Origin of the sequence: Phytopseudomonas straminea (assembly GCF_900112645.1) — a bacterium.
Taxonomy (GTDB): domain Bacteria; phylum Pseudomonadota; class Gammaproteobacteria; order Pseudomonadales; family Pseudomonadaceae; genus Aquipseudomonas; species Aquipseudomonas straminea.
This window is the reverse complement of the sequence record NZ_FOMO01000011.1, coordinates 85,781-105,457: the sequence shown is the minus strand read 5'-3', so window position 1 is coordinate 105,457 and position 19,677 is coordinate 85,781. Positions and strand designations below refer to the sequence as shown.

Sequence of the window (19,677 nt, the reverse complement as noted above, 5' to 3'; positions counted from 1 at the left end):
CCTTTCGGGCCTAAGGGCACCAGTAGATTTCGAGCGGCGCGCGCAGGAACGCGCTGATCGGCATGTTCTTGTGATTGTCTTGCTGCAGGGCCTGTTCGAGTACCGCGAGCTTGCCCGGCCCCTCGATCGCCAGCAGCGGCAGGCGGGCCGCCCTGAGTAGCGGCAGGGTCAGGGTCAGGCGCTGGTGCGGCACGCTGGGTGCCAGCATCGGCAGGCAGCGGCGCGGGCAGTTTTCGCTGAGCGCCTCTTCCAGGTTCGGGCTATTGGGGAACAGTGAGGCGGTATGCCCGTCGGTGCCCATGCCCAGTACCAGCACGTCGATGACTGGCAAGCCACGCAGCGCCTGCTCGGTGAGTTCGGCCGCCTCCTCGAGGCTGCCAGCACTGTGATACAGCCCCAGCAACCGAGCCTCGGCAGCTGGCCCCTGCAGCAGATGGCGGCGTACCAGCGCCTCGTTGCTGTCCTCGTGACTGGTTGGCACCCAGCGCTCGTCGGCCAGGCTTACCAGCACCTTGTTCCAGGGCAAGGATTGCTGCGACAGCGCCTTAAAGAAAGCGATCGGGCTGCGCCCACCGGACACCACCAGGGTCGCCTGGCCGTGGCTGTCGATGGCAGCGCACAGCGCGCCGGCCACGTTCTCGGCCAGCGCGCTCGCCAGGTGCTGCGCATCGCTGTGACTGCGGGCGACCACGCCCACGGGAAATTCGAGGTCAGAGATCGCCATACCAGGCCCTCCCATCGCGAGTTATCAGGGCGATGGAACTCATCGGCCCCCAGGTGCCGGCGACATATGGCTTGGGCGGGTCGCCGAGTTTCTTCCAGCCGGCGATCAGCTGATCGCACCACTGCCAGGCGTGCTCGATCTCGTCCTTGCGCACGAACAGGTTCTGATTGCCGCGCATCACTTCCAGCAGCAGACGCTCGTAGGCATCGGGAATCCGCGCACTCTTGTAGGCGGTGGAAAAATTCAGCTGCAGCGGGCCGCTGCGTAGCTGCATGCCCTTGTCCAGGCCTTGGTCCTTGGTCATCACCTGCAGGGAAATGCTCTCGTCCGGCTGCAGGCGGATGATCAGCTTGTTGCCGATCAACTGACGCTGTTCTGGCGCGAAGATGTAGTGCGGCGGCTCCTTGAAGTGGATGACGATCTGCGACAGCTTCTGCGCCATGCGCTTGCCGGTACGCAGGTAGAACGGCACGCCGGCCCAGCGCCAGTTGCGGATGTCGGCGCGCAGGGCGACGAAGGTTTCGGTGTCGCTCTGGGCGTTGGAATTCTCTTCTTCCAGGTAGCCGGGAACCGGCTTGCCGTCACTGGTGCCGGCCACGTACTGGCCGCGCACCACGTGACGCGACAGCTGCTCGGCGGTCATCGGTTCGAGGGCCTTGAGCACCTTGACCTTCTCGTCACGGATGGCATCGGCGGACAGATCGCCGGGCGGGTCCATGGCGATCAGGCAGAGCAGCTGCAGCAGATGGTTCTGAATCATGTCGCGCAGCTGGCCGGCCTTGTCGAAGTAACCCCAGCGGCCTTCGATACCGACCTTTTCCGCCACGGTGATTTCCACGTGGGTGATGTGGTTCTGGTTCCACTGGGTCTCGAAGAGGCTGTTGGCGAAGCGCAGGGCAATCAGGTTCTGCACCGTTTCCTTGCCCAGATAATGGTCGATCCGATAGACCTGGCTTTCCGGGAAATAGGCCGCCACCGCATCGTTGACCGCGCGCGAAGAATCGAGGTCATGGCCGATGGGTTTCTCCAGCACCACCCGGGTGTTCTCGGCCAGGCCGACCGCTGCCAGGTTGGCGCAGATGCCGCCGTACACCGAGGCCGGTGTGGCGAAATAGGCGATCAGCTGGCGACCGCTGCCGACCATTTCGGCCAGCTGCGGGTAGCTGTCGGCGGGCAGGAATTCCATGCTCAGATAACGCATGCGCCCCTGGAAGCGCTGCATCACCGTCTCGTCCAGTTCGGAAGCTGGTAGGTAACGGCGCAGGTGCGCGTCGATAGTACTCAGGTGCTTGTCAGGGTCGCCGCTGTCGCGCGCGAGGGCGAGCAACTGGGTATCCTCGTGCAGCAGCCCGGCACGGTCGAGCTGATAGAGGGCGGGAAACAGCTTGCGCAATGCCAGATCGCCCAGGGCGCCAAACAGTGCGAGGGTACAAGGCTCAACGGGAATCATCGACATGATCTTTGTTCTTCTATCAAGTTGCCCTATTGATAGCGAGTAAATCGCCATTTCGCAACCAAAAATGTAGTAATAACCACAACATATTCGTAGAGTGCGTGGAAGCCGGTAGCCAGTAGACCAGCCCCGGCTTAGGATTAACCCGGCATTTCATCGAACAAGGACAATAATGGATCGCGTGCGCAACCTTCTCGAACAGATCCAGGGCCGCCTCGAGAGCCTGAACAAGGCTGAGCGTAAGGTCGCCGAAGTGATACTGCTCAATCCGCAGCAGGCCACCCGCCTGAGCATCGCCGCCCTCGCCCAGGCCGCCCAGGTCAGCGAGCCAACGGTCAACCGTTTCTGCCGCTCGTTCGGCGTAAACGGTTACCCGGAACTGAAGATGCAGCTGGCTCAGAGCCTGGCCAGCGGCGCCGCGTACGTGAGCCGCGCGGTGGAAGCCGACGACGAGCCCGAGGCCTATACCCGCAAGATTTTCGGCAGCGCCATCGCCTCACTGGACAGCGCCTGCCAGAGCCTGGACCCGCATCTGATCAGTCGCGCCGTCGACCTGCTGATCCAGGCCCGGCAGATCCACTTCTTCGGCCTTGGCGCCTCGGCGCCGGTGGCGCTGGACGCCCAACACAAGTTCTTCCGCTTCAACCTCGCCGTATCCGCCCACGCCGACGTGCTGATGCAGCGCATGCTCGCCTCGGTGGCGCACACCGGTGACCTGTTCGTGATCATTTCCTATACCGGCCGCACCCGCGAGCTGGTCGAGGTGGCGCGCCTGGCGCGGGAGAATGGCGCCTCGGTACTAGGCCTGACCGCCGCCGGCTCACCGCTGGCCCAGGCCTGCAGCCTCAGCGTACATATTCCGCTACCCGAAGACACCGACATCTACATGCCGATGACCTCGCGCATCATTCAATTGACGGTATTGGACGTACTGGCAACCGGCATGACGCTGCGCCGCGGCGCGGATTTCCAGCCGCACCTGCGCAAGATCAAGGAAAGCCTCAACGCCAGCCGTTACCCAGCCAGCGAAGAGCCGGGTTGATACGCGATACCAATGGTGGGTTGCGGCGCACAAAGATCGATGCCGGCTCGACAATAGCGACCAGCGCCTCCACCCACCCTACAGGATGGGGTCCGTAGAGTGGGTGGAGCGGCGCCGGAACGCTAACAACGACTCAACACGATCCCGGAGCGCTGCGTAACCCACCGCGCGGGCCACGCCGATCTCAATGGTGGGTTACGGCGCACGAAGACCGAGCCAAGGCCAACACCAGCGATCAGCGCCTCCACCCACCTCACGGGATGGGGTCCGTAGGGTGGGTGTGGAACTGCGCCAGAACGCCAACGGCGGCTCAGCACGGTACCGGAGCGCCGCGTAACCCACCACTGGAGCCACGCAAGCGCAAAGGTATCAGCGCCCTACTTCCACCAGTACTCGACCTGCACGCCGAAGTTGGAGCCGTTGCGCGAGCTGCCAAAGGCGCCGGTGTCGGACAATGCGGAGCCTTCAGCCAGCAGATTCGCCGCTTCCTGCGCCGCCTTGTTCCAGGTGGCGTAGGTGTAATACAGGCGAATTTCCGGGCGCTCGAAGAAGCCGGGGCCGTTCGGCGACCAGGTCGGCGCGATGGTGAACTTGCTCAGCTTGCGGGTGCCGCCAGAGGCGTCCACTTGGTCGTGGCCGATCTCGCCGACCAGCTTGAACTGCTGGGTGAAGGCATAGCTGGTACGCCCGCCCACCGACCACCAGTCCTGGTCGCCACCGTCTTCACGCTTGTCCTTCTGGTACACGGCCTGCACCTGCCCCCCCAGACGCGGGGTCATCTGGAAGTCGAAGAACTCGACCACACGCCAGCTCTTGGCGCTGCGATCCAGAGTCGGATCGCCGGTGTAACCAAGGCCGGTACCCGGACCCTCGCCGTATTGCAGGGCGAACTTGTTGTCGCCGCCCAGGCCAAGGAAGTTCTTCTGCACGTGCTGGCCGGTCACCGCCCAGCCACTGTTCGAATCGTCAACGGAAGAAGGCTTGTCGATATAGCTGACGCCCACTTCGACCTCGCCACCCGGGTTGGTAACGAAGCCGCCGACGTTGAAGTCGTGACGGTTGATGTATTCCTTCTGGTCGTAGCTGTCCTTGCGCGAGAACACGTAGCTGTACTTGTAATCACCGATCTTCATCTCGTCGATACCGAAACCGGTGGCGCTCTGGTTCCAGTAGTAGAAGTCGGAGATGTGGATGTCGTTACGTTTGTAGAAACGTCGCCCGGCCCACAGCGAGCCGCCGTTGAGCGCCGGCATCTTGCTCCACTCGGCGTACATCTGGTTCATCCGCGCAGTGCCGCGGTCGCCGGTGAATTTAGGCGTGTGGCCGTATTCGTTGAACAGCTGCGCCATGCCCTCAATGCTCAGCACCGAGCCGTCGTCGAGCGTGAACAGATCCTGACGCAGATCCAGCTCGGCGTAGTGTTCGCACTCGTTACCCAGACGGTACTTGGAACGCGCGCCCGGCAGCTGGAAGCATGATTGCCGGCCGTTGCCGTCGGCCGTGCCGGCACCACTGCGCACGTAGCCGGAAAATTCCGTCGCCATGGCCGTAACCGGCAGTGTCAGGGAGCCCAGCGCCAAGGCCAGGCCGATACCTGCTGATCGTTTCATATCCTCTCCTGCAGTTTTTTATTGTTGTTACCGCTTTGCTTTACCAGCCTCAGGACTGCGAGGCCGGCTCCTTCTCAACGATTCGTTAGCGAGGTGACATTGCTCGGCTGCGCGGCGCGGGTCAGGGGCCGCACGCGCTCACCGCTGTTGGCGTCGAACAGCAGGACGCGCGCCGCATCGATGGACAGTTGCAGAGGCTGGCCGACCGCCGGCGCCTGATCCGGCGCCAGACGACAGCACAGCTTGCTGTCATTGACGGTCACGAAAACCAGGGTGTCCGGGCCGGTGGGCTCGGTGACTTCCACCTGAGCAGGCAGCCCATGGCCCTGCCCCGCGCCCGCCAGCTGCACCTGCTCGGGGCGCACGCCGAGCAGCATGTCACGCTGTTCGGCACCTTCGGGCAGCTCGCCCATGGGCAGTTCGCAGCGCCCGGCCGAAGAGGTGAGCACAGCCCACGCCTGGCCGTCGCGGCGCTGCAGTTGCACCGGGATGAAGTTCATCGGTGGCGAGCCGATAAAGCTCGCCACGAACTGGTTGGCCGGGTCGTTATAGATCTGCTGCGGCGTGCCGAACTGCTGAATCACGCCCTCCTTCATCACCGCCACCTTGTCGCCCAGGGTCATGGCCTCGATCTGGTCATGGGTGACGTACACCGTGGTGGTCTTCAGGCGCTGGTGCATCAGCTTGATTTCGGTACGCATCTCCACGCGCAGCTTGGCGTCGAGGTTGGACAGCGGCTCGTCGAACAGGTAGATCTTCGGCCGCCGCGCCAGGGCCCGGCCCATGGCCACGCGCTGCTGCTGGCCACCGGAGAGTTGGCCGGGCTTGCGCGCCAGCAGGTGCTCGATCTGCAAAAGCTTGGCGACCCGCGCCACTTCCTCGTCGATGGCCGCCGGGGCCATCTTGCGCATCTTAAGGCCGAAGGCGATGTTGTCGCGCACGTTCATGGTCGGGTACAGCGCGTAGGACTGGAACACCATGGCGATGTCGCGATCCTTGGGGCTCATGCCACTGATATCCGCATCGTCGACCAGAATGGCGCCGTTGCTGATGTTCTCCAGGCCGGCGATGCAGTTCATCAGGGTGGATTTGCCGCAGCCCGAGGGGCCGACCAGGATCAGGAATTCGCCGTCGTCGATTTTCAGATCGATGCTTTTCAGGGTGTCCGCCAGGCCGCTGCCGTAGGACTTGTTGACGTTGCGCAGTTCGAGCGTTGCCATCTACTTCTCCACTCTGAAAGCAGGGCTTTCAGCCCTTTACCGCGCCAGCCGTAAGGCCGCGCAGGAAATACTTGCCTGCCAGGATGTACACCAGCAGGGTCGGCAGCCCGGCGATCATCGCCGCGGCCATGTCCACGTTGTATTCCTTGGCCCCGGTGCTGGTGTTGACCAGGTTGTTGAGGGCCACGGTGATCGGCTGGGCGTCGCCACTGGCGAACACCACGCCGAACAGGAAATCGTTCCAGATCTGGGTGAACTGCCAGATCAGGCAGACCATGATGATCGGCACCGACATCGGCAGCAGGATGCGCCCGAAGATGGTGAAGAACCCCGCGCCATCCAGGCGAGCGGCCTTGACCAGAGCATCCGGCACGCTGACGTAGAAGTTGCGGAAGAACAGCGTGGTGAAGGCGATGCCGTACACCACGTGCACCAGCACCAGGCCGACGGTGGTGTTGGCCAGGCCGAACTTGCCGAGGGTGAACGAGGCCGGCAGCAAGATGGTCTGGAACGGCAGGAAGCAGCCGAACAGCAGCAGGCCGAAGAACAGCTGCGAGCCACGGAAGCGCCACATCGACAGCACGTAGCCGTTGAGCGCGCCGATGGCCGTGGAGATCAGCACCGCCGGAATGGCCATCTTCGCCGAGTTCCAGAAGTGCCCGCCGACCACGTCCCAGGCCTTGACCCAACCGATCAGGGTGAATACGTCGGGCAGCGACAGCAGGTTGCTGGCGCGCACGTCCTCGGGGGTCTTGAAGCTGGTCAGCAGCATCACCACCAGCGGCACCAGGTACAGCGCGGCGGCGAACAACAGGGTGGCGTGAATCGCCAGGCGGCTTGGACTGAAGGCGTTAGTCATGGCGCTTGCCTCGCAATTCCGAGTAGAGGTACGGCACCAGAATGGCCAGGATCGCGCCGAGCATCAGCATCGCACTGGCTGAGCCGATGCCCATCTGGCCGCGGCTGAAGGTGAAGTTGTACATGAACATCGCCGGCAGATCGGAGGCGTAGCCAGGGCCGCCTGCGGTCATCGCCGCGACCAGGTCGAAACTCTTGATGGCGATGTGAGCGAGGATCATCACCGCGCTGAAAAACACCGGACGCAGACTCGGCAGCACGATGCGCAGGTAGATGGTCGGAAGGCTCGCGCCATCGACCTGAGCGGCGCGGATGATCGACTGATCGACGCCGCGCAGGCCAGCCAAAAACAGCGCCATGACGAAGCCCGAGGCCTGCCACACCGCGGCGATCACCAGGCAGTAGACGACCCGCTCGGGGTCGACCAGCCAGTCCAGGCGAAAGCCTTCCCAGCCCCAGTCACGCAACAGTTTGTCCAGGCCCAGGCCGGGGTTGAGCAGCCATTTCCAGGCGGTACCGGTGACGATCATCGACAGCGCCATCGGGTACAGGTAGATGGTGCGGATCACCCCTTCGCGGCGGATGCGCTGATCGAGCAGCACCGCCAGTAGCACGCCGATAACCAGGCTGATGCCGATGAACATGCCACCGAAGACCATCAGGTTCTTGCTGGCGACCCACCAGCGGTCGTTATCCATCAGCCGCATGTATTGCTGCAGGCCCACCCACTTGTAGCTGGGCATGAAGCTGGAATTGGTGAACGACAGCACCGCCGTCCACAGGATGTAGCCGTAGAACCCCACCAGCACCACCAGCATGGTGGGCGCCAGCACCAGCTTGGGCAGCCAGCGCTGCAGCGCATCGAAGGGTGAAGCCTTGCCGATTACCGTCGTGACACTCATCGGGCCTACCGTGATTGCAGAAACTCGGAACGAACTCCACCAGGGGCGAGCCAAATGCCCGTCACGCAGTGGAAGGTGAAATCAGGCGGGCCGCCGGACGGCGGCCCGCTTCAGGTTACTGAGCGGATTTGATCGCCGCGGCCATTTGCGCGCCGGCCTTGCTCGGGTCGGCGTTCTTATCGGCCATGAAGTTGGTGACCACATCGAAGATCGCGCCCTGCACCGCCAGGTTGGTAGCCATGCTGTGGGCCATGCTCGGCTCCAGCTTGCCGGCCTTGTCGGCTTCCTGGAAATCCTTCATGGAGGCCTGGGCGCAGCTGTCGAACTTGCTCATGTCGAGGTCCGAACGTACCGGGATCGAGCCCTTGTTCTCGTTGAACACGTACTGGAACTCGGGCTCCAGAGCGATGCGCGCCAGGTCGTGCTGAGCGGCAATGTCGCCCTCGTTCTTGAGCTTGAACATGGCCATGGAGTCGATGTTGTAGGTGTAGCTGCCGGCGGTGCCCGGCATCGGCACGCACTGGTAGTCCTTGCCCGCGACCTTGCCGGCGGCGGTCCATTCGCTCTTGGCCCAGTCGCCCATGATCTGCATGCCGGCCTTGCCGTCGATGACTTCGGCAGTGGCCAGGTTCCAGTCGCGGCCGGCGCGGTTGTCGTCCATGTAGGTGGAGAGCTTTTTCAGCGCGGTGAACACTTCGGTCATTTTCGGGCTGGTCAAGGTCGCCTCGTCGTTCTCGACGAACGCCTTGTGATAGCCCTCGGCGCCCATGATGCCGAGCACCAGGCCTTCGAACACGGTGCTGTCCTGCCACGGCTGGCCACCGTGGGCGAGCGGCGTGAAGCCGGCAGCCTTGAGCTTGTCGCCAGCGGCGTAGAGTTCGTCCAGGGTGGTCGGCGCCTTGTCGATGCCGGCCTTCTTGAAGACTGCCGGGTTGATCCACAGCCAGTTGACGCGGTGGATGTTCACCGGCACGGCGACGTAGTGGCCGTCGTACTTCATGGTGTTGGCGACGGTTTTCGACAGCAGGCCATCCCAGTTGTTGGCCTTGGCCACGTCATCCAGCGGCGCGAGCAAATCCAGCGCGCCCCACTCCTGCAGGTCCGGGCCCTTGATCTGCGCGGCGCCCGGCGGGTTGCCGGAGACCACGCGGGTCTTGAGTACAGTCATGGCGGCCGAGCCGGCACCACCGGCTACTGCGCTGTCCTTCCAGGTGTAGCCGTCCTTCTCGACCAGCTCACGCAGGACCTTGACGGCTGCCGCTTCGCCACCAGAGGTCCACCAATGCACGACCTCGACCGTACCTTTGGAGTCGGCCGCCAGCGCGGTGAGGGGGAACAGGGAAGCGAGAGAAACGGCAGTAGCGAGACGGGTGATCGCGTTCATCGAAGTACCTTTCTTTTATTGTTAGCGGCAAGTCAGGGTGCTTGCGTTGCAGGGAGTTTAATCAGGGTTGCCAGGCGACCAAGTAACGAAGGGATGCGTGAATGTCACCACCTCGTTACATGGCCGAAAGTGCGGTGGCCAGGCTCGGCGCCAGTGGCAGACGCGGCAGCAGCACGGCCTGGTAGGCGTGATACAGATCGGGTTTGCCGGGCCAGATAGCCGCCGCCGGGCGATTCTCGGTATCGAGCTCGTGATGCCAGTTGCCCTGGCACAGGTCGATGAAATGCCGGCCGGTGAATTCCCAGAAGCATCGGTACCACTGCTCGTAATCCGACTCCCCGGTGCGTCGTAGCAAAGCTGCGGCGGCGGCGCTGGCTTCAGCTTGCACCCAGTGCAGGCGCGCCCGCACCACCGGTTGCGCCTGCCAGTCGAGGGTGTAGACCAGCCCTGGCGCGCCATCGGCGTGCCAGGCGTCGCGGCAGGCGCTGTCGAACAGGCCGCGGGCATCATCCAGCAGCCAGCCGGGCGCCTCCAGCCCCGCGCGCTGCAGAGCGGCTTCCAGGTGCAGCAGCAGGCGCGCCCACTCGAAGCTATGGCCGGGCGTGCTGCCGTAAGGGCGAAACGGATCGGCGCGGTTGTCGGCGTTGTACTCGGGCAGCGCCTGCCACTGGCAGTCGAAATGCTCGACCACCGCATGGCCGCGGGCGGCGGCATGCCCATGAATCAGCCGCTCGGCAATGCGCAGCGCACGCTGCAGCCAGACGCTGTCGCCAGTGACATCGGCCAGGGCGAGAAAGGCTTCCACGCCGTGCATGTTGCTGTTGGCGCCACGGTAGGCTTCTTCCTCGGACCAGTCGCGGCTGAAGCTCTCTCGTAGCGCGCCCTCTTCCTCGCTCCAGAAATGCCTCTCGAGGATGCCGATCGCCTCCTCCAGCAACCCATCAGCGCCGGGGCGCGCAGCCGCCTGGGCGGAACTGGCCGCCAGGGCCACGAAAGCGTGTAGATAGGCGCTCTTGTCGCTCTTGCGGGTGGCGTCTGCAAACCAGCCGCCGGCCACCTCGTCACGCAGCCGGCCTTGCAGCGTAGCGACGCCGTGATCGACCAGTGCGCCATAGCCAGGAATTCCCTGCAGATGAGCCAGGGCGAAGCAATGGGTCATGCGCGTGGTATGAATCAATTCAGCAATGGCAGCGGGCGGCAACGCGCCCCTTTCATCGAGGGCCGCAAAACCCTCTTCGACCTTCGACGCACGGGCAAACGGCAGCAGGCGCAGGCCTTCGGCATTCAGCCAGGCCTGATGGGCGGGCTTCACCAGCCAGCTGTCGGCAGGTAATGGGGGTGTGATCATTATTGTTATTCCATGCAAGCGAGCCGGCGCCTCAGGGGCAAGTTGCCCGCCCGGCTCGTGGGCTGTGGTCGCCCGAGTCTACTGGCGCGCCGGGGCTGCTCAGGTAACGAAGGCCGGCGGCTTTGTCACAGGGCGGTGACATTCAATCGGGCATCCGCGGCAGGCGCAGGGTTACCCGCAGGCCGCCTTCACGCAGGTTCTGCAGGCTCACCTCGCCACCATGGCTGTGGGCGATGTTGCGCGCGATGCCGAGCCCCAGGCCGTAGCCCTGCTGCTGTCCGGCCAGGCGAAAGTGCGGCTCGAACACCTGTTCCAGGCGCTGCTCGGGCACGCCCGGCCCTTCGTCATCGACGTGCAGCACATAGGCCTCGTCGTCATCCTCGACATGCAGATGGGCGCGGTGGCCGTACTTCAAGGCATTGTCGATCAGGTTGCCGATACAGCGGCGCAGCGCCAGCGGCTTGCCGAGATAGGCCGCGCCGGCCTCGCCATGCAGGGTTACCCGGCCATTGCCGGTCGGCGCCAGGTAAGGCTCGACCAGGCAGTGCAGCAGCTGGTTGAGGTCCACCGATTCGATGTTCTCGTGAATGTCGGTGTCCTTGACGCACTGCAGCGCGCCCTTGACCAGCAGCTCCAACTCATCGAGATCGCGGCCGAACTTGGCCTGCAGGGTTTCGTCGTCGAGCAGCTCGACGCGCAGGCGCAGGCGGGTGATCGGCGTGCGCAGGTCATGGGAAATGGCGCTGAACAGCTGGGCGCGCTCGGTCAGATAACGGCTGATGCGCTCGCGCATCGCATTGAAGGCCCGTGCCACCTCGACGACTTCCTTGCCGCCGGCCTCCTCCACCGGCTGGATATCGGCGCCCAGCGACAGGTGCCGCGCGGCGCGGGCCAGGCGTTTGAGTGGCCGACTCTGCCAGCGCACCAGAATGCCGATGAACAACAGCAGAAAGCCGCTGCTGAGCAAGATGAACCACAGCTGCTGGGTCGGCAGCACCGGCTCTTCCAGGCTGGTGTAGGGCTCGGGCAACAGCGAGGCGATATACAGCCATTCGCCAGGCGCGAGCTGGATCTGGGTGACCAGGACAGGCGGATTGACCGGCTCGAGAGTCAGCGCGTAGTGGGCCCATGAGCGCGGCAGCTCGTCGAGCTTCACGCCGCCATTGAAGATGCGCAGGTCATCGGGGCTGACGAAGCTCACGGAGATGTCCGCATTCTTGCCCAGTGACGCGTGCAGCACATCGCTCACTGCCTCGGTCACCGCCAGCTTGCGCGGCGTGGCGGGCAGCAGCTGCATGGCCAGCGGCCGGTCATTGAGGCTGACCACGAAACGGGTGCCGCCCATGCTGCGCAGTTGATCGAGCACCATGGGCCGGTAGGCCACCGGCAGCGAACGAAAGTAGCGCACGCTGGCCGACATCGAATGGGCCAGGCTGCGCGCGGAAGTCACCAGACCTTCGAGCTGGGTGGCGCGCAGTTGCGATAGCCAGATGGCGCTGGACAGCGTCTGCGCCACCAGCACCGAGAGCAGCGTCAGCAGCAGCATGCGGCCCAGCAGCGAGCGTGGAATCGGCAGCAGCCGACGCCAGTCAGCGCGCATTGCCGGCCTGGGCGCTGACACTGGCGGCCAGTTGGTAACCGCTGCCGCGCACGGTGCGGATCAGCCGTGGCGGCTTGGTGGTATCACGCAAACGCTGGCGCAGTCGGCTCACCGCCATATCGACGATGCGCTCGAGCGGCATCATCTCGCGGCCACGGGTGGCGTTGCCGATGGTGTCACGGTCAAGAATCTGCTGCGGGTGATCGAGAAACAGCTTGAGCAGCGCGAAGTCGGCACCGGAAAGCAGCACTTCCTCGCCGTCACGGTGAAACAACCGGTGGCTGACCATGTCCAGGCGCCAGTCGTCGAAGGCCAGCACATCGGCGCCACGTTCCTGGGCGAAATTCACCCGTCGCAACAGTGCCTTGATGCGCGCCAGCAGTTCCCGGGGGCTGAAGGGTTTGCCGATGTAGTCGTCAGCGCCCAGCTCCAGGCCGACGACGCGGTCGGCCTCGTCGGAGCTGGCGGTCAGCATGATGATCGGCACCTGAGCGAAGCGCTGGTGCTCGCGCGTCCAGCGGCACAGGCTGAAGCCGTCCTCGTCGGGCAGCATCACGTCAAGGATGACCAGATCGGCGCCACCTTCGCACAAGGTTTCACGAAACCCCGCACCGTCGGCCACGGTGCGTACTTGCAGGCCGGCGCGGCCGAGGTAGGTTTGCAGCAGTTCCCGAATATCCTGGTCGTCATCGACCAGCAGGATCGATTTTCCGGTTGGGCTCACATCGATAATCCTTGTTGTTATTGGCGATGCTAGACAGAACGTTGTGGGCGCTAGTTCCTCTGCAGATGTTGCTCCACCGCCACGCCCGCGCCGACCAGCCCCGGGTAAGGCGCGGTTACCAGCCATACCGGCAGGCCGTCGAAGTAATCGCTCATGCAGCCCTTGTCGCGCAGGCTACGGGAGAACCCGCTGGCCATGAAGAAATCGGCGAAGCGCGGCACCATACCGCCGGCGATATACACGCCGCCGCGGCCGCCAACGGTCAGCACGTTATTGCCGGCAACCCGGCCCAGCAGGCAGCAGAACTGTTCCAGCACGCCAACCGCCAGCGGCTCGCCGTCAAGCGCTGCGCGGGTGACCTGCGCGGCGCTTTGCAGCGAGGCCTGCTGACCATCCACTGCGCAGGTCGCGCGATAAAGCGCCAGCAGACCATTACCGCTGAGCGCACCAGCCTCGGCGCTGACATGGCCGAGCTGGCGATGCAGCGCCTGCCAGATCAGCGCCTCGCGATTGCTGCCCACCGGCAGGTCGACGTGGCCACCCTCACCCGGCAACGCATGCCAGCTGCCATCGGGCAGGCTCAGCAAGGTGCCGACGCCCAGGCCGGTGCCGGCACCGATCACCACCGCCGGGCGCCCCGGCTGCGCCTCGCCCGGGCAGACGTTGACGTATTCATCGTCCTGCAGGCAGGTCATGCCCAGGGCCATGGCGGAAAAATCGTTGAGCAGCAGCAGCTCGCGCACCTGCAGTTCGGCGCAGAACGCCTGGCGGTCGATGCGCCAGGCGTTGTTGGTGAAGCGGAACGGATCGATTTCCACTGGTCCGGCGCAGGCCAGACAGATGGTCTCTACGTCGCCGAGCGCCAGGCCTTCAGCCGCCAGGTAAGCGGCGATGGCCTGCTCGACGGTGGCGTGATCGGCAGTCGCCGATACCCGCACGCCATGCAGGCCACCGTCACGCCACAAGGCGAAACGCGCATTGGTACCGCCGATGTCGCCCACCAGCGCCAGGCTCATCGCAGCGAATCCAGTTCGGAGGTGAAGGCGCTGGCGCCCTCTTCCGCGGGGCTGAACGCGGCGCGCATGAAGGCGAACAGCTCGCGGCCACAGCCGACGCCGGTGCCTTGCGGACGCGGCGTGATCTCGCGGGCGTTCCAGGCGATGTCGTCGACCAGCACCTGCAAGTGGCCGGTCACGCCGTCGACGCGAATCAGATCGCCGTCGCGCACCCGCGCCAGCGGGCCTCCATCCCAGGCCTCGGGGCTGACGTGAATGGCCGCTGGCACCTTGCCCGACGCGCCGGACATGCGTCCATCGGTAACCAGCGCCACCTTGAAACCGCGATCCTGAAGGATACCCAGGTACGGCGTGAGCTTGTGCAGTTCGGGCATGCCGTTGGCCTTCGGCCCCTGAAAGCGCACCACTGCGACGAAGTCGCGCTCCAGCTCGCCGGCCTTGAAGGCTTCGGCCAGCTCGACCTGGGTTTCGAAGACACGGGCCGGCGCTTCGACCACTTGATGCTCCGGCGCCACGGCCGACACCTTGGCCACGCCGTTGCCGAGATTGCCGGTCAGCACGCGCAGCCCGCCTTCGGGTGAGAACGCCTCCGGCACGCTGCGCAGGATGTTGCGATCCAGGCTCTGCTCCGGGCCCTGGCGCCAGACCAGCCGCTCGCCATCGAGGAACGGCTCCTGGGTATAGCGCGACAGGCCAGGCCCGGCGACGGTGTAGACGTCTTCGTGCAGCAGGCCGGCTTCGAGCAGCGTGCGCACCATGAACGGCACGCCGCCACAGGCATGGAAGTGGTTCACGTCGGCCTGGCCGTTGGGGTAGACCTTGGCCAGGGTCGGGGTGACGGCGGAGAGATCGGCCATGTCCTGCCAGGTCAGCTGGATGCCGGCAGCCCGCGCGAAGGCCGGAATATGCAGCGTGTGGTTGGTCGAACCGCCGGTGGCGTTGAGGGCCACCACCGAGTTGACGATGGCCTTCTCGTCGATGATCCGACACAGCGGCGTGTACTCGCCGCCTTGCCGCGTGAGGCGCACCACCTGGCGGGCGGCCTCGGTGGTCAGCGCGTCACGCAGCGGCGTGTACGGGTTGACGAACGACGAGCCCGGCAGATGCAGGCCCATGATTTCCATCACCACCTGATTGGTGTTGGCAGTGCCGTAGAAGGTGCAGGTACCCGGGCTGTGGTAGGACTTCATCTCCGACTCGAGCAGTTGCTCGCGTGTCGCCTTGCCTTCGGCATAGAGCTGGCGGACCTCGGCCTTTTCCTTGTTGGGAATGCCCGAGGGCATCGGCCCGCCCGGTACGAAGATCATCGGCAGATGGCCGAAACGCAGCGCACCGATCATCAGCCCCGGCACGATCTTGTCGCAGATGCCCAGCAGCATCGCCGCATCGAACATGTTGTGCGACAGCGCCACGGCGGTGGACATGGCGATCACTTCGCGGCTGGCCAGGCTCAGCTCCATGCCCGGCTCGCCTTGGGTCACGCCGTCGCACATCGCCGGTACGCCGCCGGCCACCTGGCCCACGGAGCCGACCTGGCGCAAGGCCTGCTTGATCAATTCCGGATAATGTTCATAAGGCTGGTGGGCGGACAGCATGTCGTTGTAGGCGGTGACGATGCCGACGTTGGCCTCGTTCATCAGCCGCAGGCGCTGCTTGTCTTCGGCCGAACCACAACCGGCTACACCGTGGGCGAAGTTGGCGCATTGCAGCGCGCCGCGGTGCGGGCCCTGGCTGTCGGCGGCGGCCATCTGCGCCAGGTAGCGCTCGCGGGTGGCGCGGCTGCGGGCGATCAGACGGTCGGTTACCTCAAGGATGCGGGGATGCATGGTGTCGACTCCGGGCTAACAGGTAGCACTTCGAATTGTATTTTTATCAAAATATTGACAGCTAAAACGCTTGATTTCTACTTTCATGAGCATAATCTTGTTTTTAAAACAACAAATCAGGATCTAAGCTCATGACTATACGAATTGCCATCAATGGATTCGGCCGCATCGGCCGTAACGTGCTGCGGGCACTCTATACCCAGAACTATCGCGAAAAGCTGCAAGTCGTCGCCATCAATGACCTGGGCGACAGCGCCATCAACGCTCATTTGCTCAAGTACGACAGCGTACACGGCATCTTCGATGCCGACGTCGAGGTCGACGGGCAGAACCTGCTTATCAATGGTGACCGCATCGCGGTCAGCACGATCCGTAATCCTGCCGAACTTCCCTGGAAGGATCTGGACGTCGACGTGGTGTTCGAATGCACCGGTCTGTTCACTGATCGCGAAAAGGCAGCCGCCCACCTGACTGCCGGCGCGCGCAAGGTGATCATCTCCGCGCCAGCCAAGGGTGCCGATGCGACCATCGTCTACGGGGTCAACGAAGGCAGCCTGCGCGCCGAGCAGCAGATCATCTCCAACGCCTCGTGCACCACCAACTGCCTGGCGCCGGTGGCCCAGGTGCTGCAGCGCGAGCTGGGCATCGAAAGCGGGCTGATGACCACCATCCACGCCTACACCAATGACCAGAACCTTTCCGACGTGTACCACAGCGACCTGTTCCGCGCGCGCTCGGCCACCCAGTCGATGATCCCCACCAAGACCGGCGCTGCCGAAGCGGTGGGCCTGGTGCTGCCGGAACTGGCCGGTCGCCTGACCGGCATGGCGGTGCGCGTGCCGGTGATCAACGTGTCGCTGGTCGACCTGACCATTCAGGTGCAGCGCGATACCAGCGTCGAGGAAATCAACGCCCTGCTCAAGGCTGCGGCGGAGAAATCCCCGGTGCTGGGCTACAACGCGCTGCCGCTGGTGTCGTGCGACTTCAACCACAATCCGCTGTCGTCGATCTTCGATGCCAACCACACCAAGGTGAATGGCCGCCTGGTGAAAGTGTTGGCCTGGTACGACAACGAATGGGGTTTTTCCAACCGCATGCTCGATACCTGCCTGGCTGCCCACGCCGTCAAGTAAACCTACGCTGACAGACGCAGCGATGCACCGAGCGGCATAAAGGCTCGGTAAATCGCTGCGAGCGGATTACAATTGCTGCCCGCCTCGCCCACCAAGCCGAGCTTGATGCCGCGGCAAACGCGCTGGCGTTGGCGCCAGGCAGCCGCTAATCGATATCCGCAAACCACTGGAAGCCGCATGGACTCTAGCCGCAACACCCTCGAACAGCACTACACCGAAATTCTCGGCCAGCTCGGCGAAGACGTTTCCCGCGAAGGCCTGCTCGACACGCCCAAGCGCGCCGCCAAGGCCATGCAGTACCTGTGCAATGGCTACCAGAAGACCTTGGAAGAAGTCACCAACGGTGCACTGTTCAGCTCCGACGCCAGCGAGATGGTGGTGGTCAAGGATATCGAGCTGTATTCGCTGTGCGAGCACCACCTGCTGCCCTTCATCGGCAAGGCCCACGTCGCCTACATTCCCAGCGGCAAGGTGCTGGGCCTGTCCAAGGTCGCGCGCATCGTCGACATGTACGCCCGCCGCCTGCAGATCCAGGAAAGCCTGAGCCGACAGATCGCCGAAGCCGTCCAGCAAGTCACGGGCGCCCTGGGCGTGGCGGTGGTCATCGAAGCCAAGCACATGTGCATGATGATGCGCGGCGTGGAGAAGCAGAACTCCTCCATGGTCACCTCGGTGATGCTCGGCGAATTTCGCGAGAACGCCGCGACCCGCAGCGAGTTTCTGAGTCTGGTCAACGGCTGAGACTGACTTGCTCTCAACTCGTCATCTCGAAATTGAAGTGATCTGAAGAATGTTGCATCTGTGGGATGCGGGCCATGCCCACGACTCACAGGGCGCCCCGCCCCCTTCCCACAGAACCACCGCACGCCGACAGCCTGTAGGGTGGGTCACGCTTCACCGCCCCACCACACACTCAACACCAATACCGGCGCACTGCCCCTAGCTCTTCTCCACAAACTGCAACTCGGCCAACCGCGCATAGAGCGGATTGCTGGCGACCAGTTCGGCATGTTTGCCTAACGCTACCAACTGCCCCTGATCGAAGACCGCGATGCGGTCGGCACTCTTCACCGTGGCCAGGCGGTGGGCGATCACCAGGGTAGTGCGGCCACGCATCAGCTCCGGCAGTGCCTGCTGGATCAGGTGCTCGCTCTCGGCGTCCAGGGCACTGGTGGCTTCGTCGAGCAGCAGGATCGGTGCATCCACCAGCAAGGCGCGGGCAATCGCCAGGCGCTGCCGTTGGCCGCCGGAAAGCCCCAGGCCGGCATCGCCCAGATGGGTCTGATAACCCTGGGGCAAGCGCGCGATGAATTCATGGGCATGGGCCGCGCGGGCAGCAGCCTGCACCTCGGCATCGCTGGCGTCCGGGTGCCCGTAGCGAATGTTGTCGGCCACGCTGCCGAAGAACAGCGCCGGGTGCTGGGAAACCAGCGCGAAGTTCTCGCGCAGGGCGTGCGGGTCGAGGCGCTCGATGGGCAGGCCGTCGATCAGGATGCGCCCCCGTAGCGGATCGTAGAAGCGCAGCAGCAGGTCGAACAGCGTCGACTTGCCGGCTCCGGACGGGCCGACGATGGCCAGGGTTTCGCCCGGTTCCACCGCCAGGGTGATGTCTTGCAGCGCCAGGCTGTCGGGGCGCGTCGGGTAGGCGAAGGACAAATCCTGCACTTCGATACGGCCCTCCGCGGGCCGGGCCGCAACCAGCGCGCCGTCGAGCGGCGCATGGATCTCGTTGCGCGCACTGAGCAGTTCGCTGATGCGCTCGGCGGCGCCAGCGGCGCGTTGCAGCTCGCCGATCACCTCGCTGAGGGTGCCGAACGACGAGCCGACGATCAGGCTGTAGAACACGAATGCCGCCAGCTCACCGCCGCTGATGCGCCCGGCGATCACATCCATGCCGCCGACCCAGAGCATCACGCCCACAGCGCCGAGCACCAGCACGATGACCACGGTGATCAGCCAGGCACGCTGGGCGACGCGCTTGCGGGCAGTGTCGAACGCCGCCTCGGCGGACAGGCCGAAGCGCCGGCGGTCTTCGGCCTGATGGTTGTAAGCCTGCACTGTCTTGATCTGCCCGAGCACTTCGCTGACGTAGCTGCCGACATCGGCGATGCGATCCTGGCTCTGCCGCGACAACTCACGCACACGGCGGCCGAACAGCAGGATCGGCGCCACCACCAGCGGCAGCGCGGCCAGCACGATGGCGCTGAGCTTGGGGTTGGTGACCACCAGCAGGATCATGCCGCCGACCAGCATGATCAGGTTGCGCAGCGCCATCGACAGCGACGAGCCGATGACCGACTGCAGCAAGGTGGTATCGGCGGTCAGCCGCGACTGGATCTCAGAGGCGCGGTTGTGGGCGTAAAAGCCGGGGTGCAGGCCGACCAGGTGATCGAACACGCGCTTGCGGATGTCTGCCACCACCCGCTCGCCCAGCCAGGACACCAGGTAGAAGCGCGTGTAGGTACCTACCGCCAGGGCCAGCACCAGCACGAAGAACAGCAGTATCGAATGGCGCAGCGCTTCCGGCGACTGAGTGGCCAGGCCCTGATCGACCAGCAGCTTGATGCCCTGCCCCATGGACAAGGTAATGGCAGCAGTGAACAGCAGCGCCAGCAGCGCACCGACCACGCGACCGCGATAAGGGGCGATAAACGCCCAGGATGTGCGCAGGGCACCGCGCTGGCGACCGGACAAAAGCGATTTCATGGCGGGCTCGAAGGCTGATGGCGAGAGGGTTACAGCCCATCAGATGGGGTCTATTGGCGCAAACATCAAGCGGGGGCCCTGCGCTTGGCGGCGATCAGCGCTCCATTTAATATATGGAACCCGATTCCAAA

Annotated in this window: 16 protein-coding genes; 3 read left to right on the top strand and 13 right to left on the bottom strand. The window is 64.4% G+C overall.

What is annotated here, in order from left to right; translation table 11 throughout:
* Positions 1–10: 10 nt before the first annotated feature.
* Together pgl and zwf are read right to left on the bottom strand one after the other, a co-directional pair.
* A complete protein-coding gene (gene pgl / locus BM279_RS20760; RefSeq protein WP_093506936.1) occupies positions 11–724 on the bottom strand; it encodes a 6-phosphogluconolactonase in 714 nt (237 codons plus the stop codon).
* A complete protein-coding gene (gene zwf, locus BM279_RS20755; RefSeq protein WP_093506934.1) occupies positions 711–2,180 on the bottom strand; it encodes a glucose-6-phosphate dehydrogenase in 1,470 nt (489 codons plus the stop codon). The genes pgl and zwf overlap by 14 nt, the downstream gene beginning before the upstream one ends.
* A 169-nt stretch (positions 2,181–2,349) precedes the next feature.
* Between zwf and BM279_RS20750 the strand changes: the two genes are divergently transcribed.
* Positions 2,350–3,219 carry a MurR/RpiR family transcriptional regulator gene (locus tag BM279_RS20750; protein WP_093506932.1) on the top strand — a complete coding sequence of 290 codons (870 nt, stop codon included), beginning with the start codon at positions 2,350–2,352 and terminating at the stop codon, positions 3,217–3,219.
* Positions 3,220–3,596: 377 nt separating this feature from the next.
* On the opposite strand, the gene BM279_RS20745 is transcribed toward BM279_RS20750, so the two are convergent.
* The 10 genes from BM279_RS20745 to edd all read right to left on the bottom strand — a co-directional run bounded on the left by BM279_RS20745 (position 3,597) and on the right by edd (position 15,707).
* Complete coding sequence (locus tag BM279_RS20745) at positions 3,597–4,829, bottom strand: maltoporin (protein ID WP_093506930.1); 1,233 nt, start codon at positions 4,827–4,829, stop codon at positions 3,597–3,599.
* A 74-nt stretch (positions 4,830–4,903) separates the two neighbouring features.
* The gene (locus BM279_RS20740; protein ID WP_093506928.1) at positions 4,904–6,049 is read right to left on the bottom strand and encodes an ABC transporter ATP-binding protein; all 1,146 of its coding nucleotides are present in this window, start codon (positions 6,047–6,049) and stop codon (positions 4,904–4,906) included.
* A 28-nt stretch (positions 6,050–6,077) separates the two neighbouring features.
* Positions 6,078–6,908: a carbohydrate ABC transporter permease gene (locus BM279_RS20735; RefSeq protein WP_093506926.1), complete on the bottom strand. Its 831-nt coding sequence runs from the start codon at positions 6,906–6,908 to the stop codon at positions 6,078–6,080.
* Positions 6,901–7,809, bottom strand: coding sequence for a carbohydrate ABC transporter permease (locus BM279_RS20730; protein ID WP_093506924.1), 909 nt, complete (start codon positions 7,807–7,809; stop codon positions 6,901–6,903). The genes BM279_RS20735 and BM279_RS20730 overlap by 8 nt, the downstream gene beginning before the upstream one ends.
* Before the next feature lie 115 nt (positions 7,810–7,924).
* The gene (locus BM279_RS20725; RefSeq protein ID WP_093506922.1) at positions 7,925–9,193 is read right to left on the bottom strand and encodes an ABC transporter substrate-binding protein; all 1,269 of its coding nucleotides are present in this window, start codon (positions 9,191–9,193) and stop codon (positions 7,925–7,927) included.
* Between the two features lie 115 nt (positions 9,194–9,308).
* Positions 9,309–10,541: a D-mannose isomerase gene (locus BM279_RS20720; protein ID WP_093506920.1), complete on the bottom strand. Its 1,233-nt coding sequence runs from the start codon at positions 10,539–10,541 to the stop codon at positions 9,309–9,311.
* Between the two features lie 142 nt (positions 10,542–10,683).
* Positions 10,684–12,141 (bottom strand): ATP-binding protein, encoded by a 1,458-nt coding sequence (locus BM279_RS20715; protein ID WP_093506918.1) that lies wholly within the window; start codon positions 12,139–12,141, stop codon positions 10,684–10,686.
* Positions 12,131–12,865 carry a response regulator gene (locus BM279_RS20710; RefSeq protein ID WP_093506916.1) on the bottom strand — a complete coding sequence of 245 codons (735 nt, stop codon included), beginning with the start codon at positions 12,863–12,865 and terminating at the stop codon, positions 12,131–12,133. Before BM279_RS20710 ends, BM279_RS20715 begins: the two co-directional genes overlap by 11 nt.
* 50 nt (positions 12,866–12,915) lie before the next feature.
* Positions 12,916–13,881: a glucokinase gene (locus tag BM279_RS20705; RefSeq protein ID WP_093506914.1), complete on the bottom strand. Its 966-nt coding sequence runs from the start codon at positions 13,879–13,881 to the stop codon at positions 12,916–12,918.
* Complete coding sequence (edd, locus tag BM279_RS20700; protein ID WP_093506912.1) at positions 13,878–15,707, bottom strand: phosphogluconate dehydratase; 1,830 nt, start codon at positions 15,705–15,707, stop codon at positions 13,878–13,880. Before edd ends, BM279_RS20705 begins: the two co-directional genes overlap by 4 nt.
* A gap of 131 nt (positions 15,708–15,838) precedes the next feature.
* Between edd and gap the strand changes: the two genes are divergently transcribed.
* Both gap and folE read left to right on the top strand, forming a co-directional pair.
* Positions 15,839–16,840, top strand: a complete 1,002-nt coding sequence (gap, locus tag BM279_RS20695; RefSeq protein WP_093506910.1) for a type I glyceraldehyde-3-phosphate dehydrogenase — start codon at positions 15,839–15,841, stop codon at positions 16,838–16,840.
* Between the two features lie 177 nt (positions 16,841–17,017).
* On the top strand, positions 17,018–17,581 hold the full coding sequence (gene folE, locus BM279_RS20690) for a GTP cyclohydrolase I FolE (protein ID WP_093506908.1): 564 nt from the start codon (positions 17,018–17,020) through the stop codon (positions 17,579–17,581).
* A 198-nt stretch (positions 17,582–17,779) separates the two neighbouring features.
* On the opposite strand, the gene BM279_RS20685 is transcribed toward folE, so the two are convergent.
* Positions 17,780–19,546 carry an ABC transporter transmembrane domain-containing protein gene (locus tag BM279_RS20685; RefSeq protein WP_093506906.1) on the bottom strand — a complete coding sequence of 589 codons (1,767 nt, stop codon included), beginning with the start codon at positions 19,544–19,546 and terminating at the stop codon, positions 17,780–17,782.
* Positions 19,547–19,677: the final 131 nt, after the last annotated feature.

Coding starts and splice junctions, on each gene's coding strand:
- BM279_RS20750 (WP_093506932.1), top strand. CDS start 2,350: ATGGATCGCGTGCGCAACCTTCTCGAACAGATCCAGGGCCGCCTCGAG.
- gap (WP_093506910.1), top strand. CDS start 15,839: ATGACTATACGAATTGCCATCAATGGATTCGGCCGCATCGGCCGTAAC.
- zwf (WP_093506934.1), bottom strand. CDS start 2,180: ATGTCGATGATTCCCGTTGAGCCTTGTACCCTCGCACTGTTTGGCGCC.
- BM279_RS20705 (WP_093506914.1), bottom strand. CDS start 13,881: ATGAGCCTGGCGCTGGTGGGCGACATCGGCGGTACCAATGCGCGTTTC.
- BM279_RS20745 (WP_093506930.1), bottom strand. CDS start 4,829: ATGAAACGATCAGCAGGTATCGGCCTGGCCTTGGCGCTGGGCTCCCTG.
- pgl (WP_093506936.1), bottom strand. CDS start 724: ATGGCGATCTCTGACCTCGAATTTCCCGTGGGCGTGGTCGCCCGCAGT.
- BM279_RS20735 (WP_093506926.1), bottom strand. CDS start 6,908: ATGACTAACGCCTTCAGTCCAAGCCGCCTGGCGATTCACGCCACCCTG.
- edd (WP_093506912.1), bottom strand. CDS start 15,707: ATGCATCCCCGCATCCTTGAGGTAACCGACCGTCTGATCGCCCGCAGC.
- BM279_RS20720 (WP_093506920.1), bottom strand. CDS start 10,541: ATGATCACACCCCCATTACCTGCCGACAGCTGGCTGGTGAAGCCCGCC.
- BM279_RS20725 (WP_093506922.1), bottom strand. CDS start 9,193: ATGAACGCGATCACCCGTCTCGCTACTGCCGTTTCTCTCGCTTCCCTG.
- BM279_RS20730 (WP_093506924.1), bottom strand. CDS start 7,809: ATGAGTGTCACGACGGTAATCGGCAAGGCTTCACCCTTCGATGCGCTG.
- BM279_RS20685 (WP_093506906.1), bottom strand. CDS start 19,546: ATGAAATCGCTTTTGTCCGGTCGCCAGCGCGGTGCCCTGCGCACATCC.
- folE (WP_093506908.1), top strand. CDS start 17,018: ATGGACTCTAGCCGCAACACCCTCGAACAGCACTACACCGAAATTCTC.
- BM279_RS20715 (WP_093506918.1), bottom strand. CDS start 12,141: ATGCGCGCTGACTGGCGTCGGCTGCTGCCGATTCCACGCTCGCTGCTG.
- BM279_RS20740 (WP_093506928.1), bottom strand. CDS start 6,049: ATGGCAACGCTCGAACTGCGCAACGTCAACAAGTCCTACGGCAGCGGC.